We start from the raw sequence: 5,492 nt of genomic DNA on the forward strand, positions 1-5,492 counted from the left end.
GGGCGCGGCCGTCCCGCCGGCCCGGGGGGAGGCGTCGCCGTGCCGGTCGTGGGGCGTCGTCGCGAGACGGCTGCGGGCCCGGCCCAGCAGTTCCTCGCGCTCGTCCTCGGTGAGCCCGCCCCACACGCCGTAGGGCTCGCGCACCTGGAGGGCGTGCGCCGCGCACTCCGCGCGCACGGGGCAGCGCATGCACACCTCCTTGGCGGACGCCTCCCGCGCGCTGCGGGCCGCGCCGCGCTCCCCCTCGGGGTGGAAGAACAGCGAGCTGTCCACCCCCCGGCAGGCGGCGAGTAGCTGCCAATCCCACAGATCCGCGTTGGGTCCAGGAAGGCGGGAGAAGTCTGCCATCGCGTCTCTCCTGAGTGCTGCTGGAGGTGATCTGTCACTCGTGCGTAAATATGACTCTTTCGCGAATCTAGCGACCGATCCCGCAAAACGGAAGAAATGCAGCTAAATAGGGCATCGCAGGAAAGAAGGGGCGAGCGCCGTTTCAATGAGGGGATGTTGCTGCTCTGTGTACGGTTGCTCACGTAGAGTGCTGAGAGCGGTACCGGGAAGCCGTAACTCTTTCGGGTGACCGTCGTTGAGAGAGCGAAAGCGATTGACTCGGAACCGGCCGGGGGCACGCGTGTCCGAGGCCGTCAATCGCGAGGTGACGATTCTTCCCAAGCAGCCTGGAGGCTCAAGGTGATGCGCATCAGCAGCGGAGGGCGGTCATGACATCCGTCCTCGTATGCGACGACTCCCCGCTCGCCCGAGAGGCCCTGCGCCGCGCGGTCGCGACCGTGCCCGGCGTCGAGCGTGTGACGACGGCGGCCAACGGCGAGGAAGTCCTCCGCCGCTGGGGCGCCGACCGGTCCGACCTGATCCTGATGGACGTCCGGATGCCCGGCCTGGGCGGAGTGGAGACCGTACGCCGGCTGCTCTCCGCCGACCCCGGCGCCCGCATCATCATGCTGACGGTCGCCGAGGACCTCGACGGCGTGGCGCTGGCCGTCGCCGCGGGCGCGCGCGGCTACCTGCACAAGGACGCCTCCCGCGCCGAACTGCGCGCGACCGTCACCCAGGCGCTGGCCGACCCCACCTGGCGGCTCGCCCCCCGGCGGCTGCGCTCGGCCGAGATGGGCGCGGCCCCCACCCTCACCGCGCGGGAGATCCAGGTGCTGGAGGGCATGAGCCACGGGCGTTCGAACGCGGAGATCGGGCGGGAGCTGTTCCTGTCGGAGGACACCGTCAAGACCCACGCCAGGCGGCTGTTCAAGAAGCTCGGCGCCTCCGACCGCGCGCACGCGGTGGCCCTCGGCTTCCGCTGGGGCCTCGTCCGCTAGGCCCCGCTTCCCCTCGGCGTGCGGCCGGGAGGTGCCCAGGCGGCGGGGAGACACGTCTCCGCCCCCGTGGACGCCCCTGGCCGACTGCCGGACAGCCGCCGGCGGACGGCTCAGGGGCCGGCGTCCCGGACGTACGCGCCGACCGGCCCGGCGGCTTGGTCCCGGCGCTGTCCCGGCTCCGTGCCGGGGCGACGATCCCCACGGGTGCTCCCGCGGCATCCTGAAAATCTCGCGCGTGTCGCATGCTTGTTGTATGGAGTTCCTCGGGGACCGTTCGGTCAGGCGTGAGGGGAGGGCATGGACATGAGGGCCAGTGCGCCTGCTCATAACGCTTCGGCTCACATCCACGGGCGCGGTGCGGCGAACGGCGCGGCATCGGTGCACCATGGACCGATGCGCGACGACGAGAACGGGCCGCCGCCCGGGCCCGTAAACGGCCAGGGGCCCGTCGTCGCGAGCGCTGAAACCGCCGCGGGCACCGGCACGGCCGCGGGCGCCGAGGGCGGTGCGGACGCGGCGGGCGCCGCGGAGGCGGCCAGGGTCGCGAAGGTCAGCCAGCTCGTCCAGCGCGCCGTCGAGGGAGACCGCCAGGCCACCCACGACCTGCTCGCCCACGTGCATCCGCTCGCCGTGCGGTACTGCCGCACCCGGCTGACGCGGCTGCCCGGTGACGCCCGCCACTTCGTCGACGACCTCGCTCAGGAGGTCTGCATCGCGGTGCTCTGCGCGCTGCCGCGCTACCGGGACACCGGAAAACCGTTCGAGGCGTTCGTCGTCGCCATCGCCCAGCACAAGGTCGCCGACCTCCAGCGTGCGGCCATGCGCGGCCCCGGCTCCACGGCGGTGCCGTCGGACGAGATGCCCGAGCGTCCCGACGACTCCCTCGGCCCCGAGGAGCGGGCGCTGCTGAGCAGCGACGCCGAGTGGGCCAAGAAACTCCTCGCCAATCTGCCCGAACACCAGCGCGAGCTCGTGCTGCTGCGGGTCGCCGTCGGGCTGACGGCCGAGGAGACCGGACAGATGTTGGGCATGTCACCCGGAGCCGTACGCGTCGCCCAGCACAGGGCGCTCAGCAGGCTGCGGGCGCTGGCCGAGCAGTAGGGACCTGCGGCCCGCGGGGAGCACGACCGGCGGCGCGGCGGGGGCGCCGACCGTGCCGTCGCCGGGGTTTTCCACAGGCGGTCCGGTCACCCTCGCCGGGCCGATAGCATGGAGATCCGGCCGGGGCAAGCAGTGGTTCCCCGCGCAAGCGGGGGTGGACCGCATGGGAAAGGTGTCATGACTGAAAACGTCGACGGAGTGCCCGCCAAATTCGCCACTCTGGGCCTGACATACGACGACGTCCTGCTGCTGCCGGGCGAGTCCGACATGGCGCCCCAGGACATCGACACCGGGTCGTACGTCTCGCGGAACGTGCGGGTCAACGTGCCGCTGCTGTCCGCCGCCATGGACAAGGTCACCGAGGCCCGCATGGCCATCGCGATGGCCCGCCAGGGCGGCGTGGGCGTCCTGCACCGCAACCTGTCGATCGAGGGCCAGGCCAACCAGGTCGACCAGGTCAAGAGGTCCGAGTCCGGCATGGTCGCCGACCCCATCACCATCCGCCCCGACGCGACGCTGGAAGAGGCGGACGCGCTGTGCGGCCGGTTCCGCATCAGCGGCGTCCCGGTCACCGACGGCGCGGGCAGGCTGCTGGGCATCGTCACCAACCGCGACATGGCCTTCGAGCTGGACCGCAGCCGCCAGGTGCGCGACGTGATGACGCCCATGCCGCTGGTCACCGGGCAGGTCGGCATCTCCCGCGAGGACGCGATGGAGCTGCTGCGCCGCCACAAGATCGAGAAGCTGCCGCTGGTGGACGGCGCGGGCACGCTCAAGGGCCTCATCACCGTCAAGGACTTCGTCAAGGCCGAGCAGTACCCCAACGCCGCCAAGGACGGCGAGGGCCGCCTCGTCGTCGGCGCCGCCGTCGGTGTGGCCGGTGACGCGTACGACCGCGCGCAGGCCCTCATCGAGGCGGGCGTCGACTTCGTCGTCGTCGACACCGCGCACGGCCACTCCCGGCTGGTCGGCGACATGATCGCCAAGATCAAGTCCAACCACCCGGGCGTCGACGTCGTCGGCGGCAACATCGCCACCCGCGACGGCGCCAAGGCGCTCATCGACGCGGGCGTGGACGGCGTCAAGGTCGGCGTCGGCCCCGGCTCCATCTGCACCACCCGCGTCGTCGCCGGCATCGGCGTCCCCCAGGTCACCGCCATCTACGAGGCGTCGCTCGCCGCCCACGAGGCCGGGGTCCCCGTCATCGGCGACGGCGGCCTGCAGTACAGCGGTGACATCGCCAAGGCCATCGTCGCCGGCGCCGACACCGTCATGCTCGGCAGCCTCCTGGCCGGCTGCGAGGAGTCCCCCGGCGAGCTGCTGTTCATCAACGGCAAGCAGTTCAAGTCCTACCGCGGCATGGGCTCCCTCGGCGCGATGCAGACCCGCGGCGGAAACAAGTCCTACTCCAAGGACCGCTACTTCCAAGAGGGCGTCAGCGGCGACGACAAGCTGATCCCCGAAGGCGTCGAGGGCCAGGTCGCCTACCGCGGCCCGCTCTCCGCCGTCGTCCACCAGCTCATCGGCGGCCTCAAGCAGTCGATGTTCTACGTCGGCGGCCGTACCGTCCCCGAGATGAAGGACCGTGGCCGCTTCGTCCGCATCACCGCGGCCGGCCTCAAGGAGAGCCACCCCCACGACATCCAGATGACGACCGAGGCCCCGAACTACTCGCGTCGCTGACGCGTGGGGGACCGGGCGGGTCGCTTCAGGCAGCTCGCGGCGCACGAGGTGGGCCGCGAGCGCAGTCCTCGCCCCGAGGACCGAGAGGGGTGCCGGGCCGACCCCGCCCGCGGGCGGCGAGGATACTGGGGCGCGGCACACCAGAGTGAGAGGCAGTAGTAGACGTGACTGAGATCGAGATCGGGCGCGGCAAGCGCGGGCGCCGGGCGTACGCCTTCGACGACATCGCCGTGGTGCCCAGCAGGCGCACCCGCGACCCGAAGGAGGTCTCGATCGCCTGGCAGATCGACGCCTACCGCTTCGAGCTGCCGTTCCTCGCCGCCCCCATGGACTCCGTCGTCTCGCCGCGCACCGCCATCCGCATCGGCGAACTCGGCGGCCTCGGCGTCCTCAACCTCGAGGGCCTGTGGACGCGGTACGAGGACCCCGAGCCGCTGCTGGCGGAGATCGCCGAGCTCGACGAGGCCACCGCCAACCGCCGCATGCAGGAGCTGTACGCCGCGCCCATCAAGGAAGAGCTGATCGGGCAGCGCATCAAGGAGGTCCGCGACTCCGGCGTCGTCACGGCCGCCGCCCTCTCTCCCGGCCGCACCGCCCAGTTCTCCAAGGCGGTCGTCGACGCGGGCGTGGACCTGTTCGTGATCCGCGGCACGACCGTCTCCGCCGAGCACGTCTCCAGCGCGGCCGAGCCGCTGAACCTCAAGCAGTTCATCTACGAGCTGGACGTGCCGGTCATCGTCGGTGGCTGCGCCACCTACACCGCGGCCCTCCACCTCATGCGCACCGGCGCCGCGGGTGTTCTCGTCGGCTTCGGCGGGGGTGCCGCGCACACCACGCGGAACGTGCTGGGCATCCAGGTGCCGATGGCGACCGCCGTCGCCGACGTCGCCGCGGCCCGCCGCGACTACATGGACGAGTCCGGTGGCCGCTACGTCCACGTCATCGCCGACGGCGGCGTCGGCTGGTCCGGCGACCTGCCCAAGGCGATCGCCTGCGGCGCCGACGCGGTGATGATGGGGTCGCCGCTCGCCCGTGCGACGGATGCGCCCGGCAAGGGGCATCACTGGGGTATGGAGGCGGTGCACGCGGATGTTCCGCGTGGGCGTCGGGTCGACCTCGGTGCGGTCGGCACGCTGGAGGAGGTCCTTCTGGGACCCTCCCACACGCCTGATGGGTCCATGAACTTCTTCGGCGCGTTGCGCCGGGCCATGGCCACCACGGGGTACTCCGATTTGAAGGAGTTCCAACGAGTAGAGGTCACCGTCGCCCGCTAACCCCTGCGGGGCGCACCCCCACACCTCCCTCACCCATATGGGGCGGGCCCCCACGACCTGCCCTTCCTTGTGGGGCCGCCCACCCCCGAGGGGTGCTCTCTATCCG

5 protein-coding genes are annotated in these 5,492 nt (G+C 71.6%); 4 read left to right on the forward strand and 1 reads right to left on the reverse strand.

From position 1 onward, the window contains the following. Nucleotides 1-348 (reverse strand): WhiB family transcriptional regulator (locus tag AB8Z75_RS29920; RefSeq protein ID WP_369207438.1); only part of this gene is annotated, 348 nt, incomplete at its 3' end. A 368-nt stretch (nt 349-716) separates the two neighbouring features. Here AB8Z75_RS29920 and AB8Z75_RS29925 point away from each other — a divergent pair. The 4 genes from AB8Z75_RS29925 to AB8Z75_RS29940 all read left to right on the forward strand — a co-directional run bounded on the left by AB8Z75_RS29925 (nt 717) and on the right by AB8Z75_RS29940 (nt 5,386). Then, entirely contained in the window at nt 717-1,328 is a 612-nt protein-coding gene (locus AB8Z75_RS29925; protein ID WP_003948568.1) for a response regulator transcription factor, read from the forward strand. 393 nt (nt 1,329-1,721) lie between these two features. Continuing rightward, complete coding sequence (locus AB8Z75_RS29930; RefSeq protein ID WP_369207440.1) at nt 1,722-2,429, forward strand: sigma-70 family RNA polymerase sigma factor; 708 nt, start codon at nt 1,722-1,724, stop codon at nt 2,427-2,429. 177 nt (nt 2,430-2,606) lie between these two features. Next, nucleotides 2,607-4,112: an IMP dehydrogenase gene (gene guaB / locus AB8Z75_RS29935; RefSeq protein WP_369207441.1), complete on the forward strand. Its 1,506-nt coding sequence runs from the start codon at nt 2,607-2,609 to the stop codon at nt 4,110-4,112. 164 nt (nt 4,113-4,276) lie between these two features. Beyond that, complete coding sequence (locus AB8Z75_RS29940) at nt 4,277-5,386, forward strand: GuaB3 family IMP dehydrogenase-related protein (RefSeq protein WP_369207443.1); 1,110 nt, start codon at nt 4,277-4,279, stop codon at nt 5,384-5,386. Nucleotides 5,387-5,492: the final 106 nt, after the last annotated feature.

The sequence above is a fragment of the Streptomyces sp. PU-14G genome, assembly GCF_041028275.1.
Classification (GTDB): Bacteria; Actinomycetota; Actinomycetes; order Streptomycetales; family Streptomycetaceae; genus Streptomyces.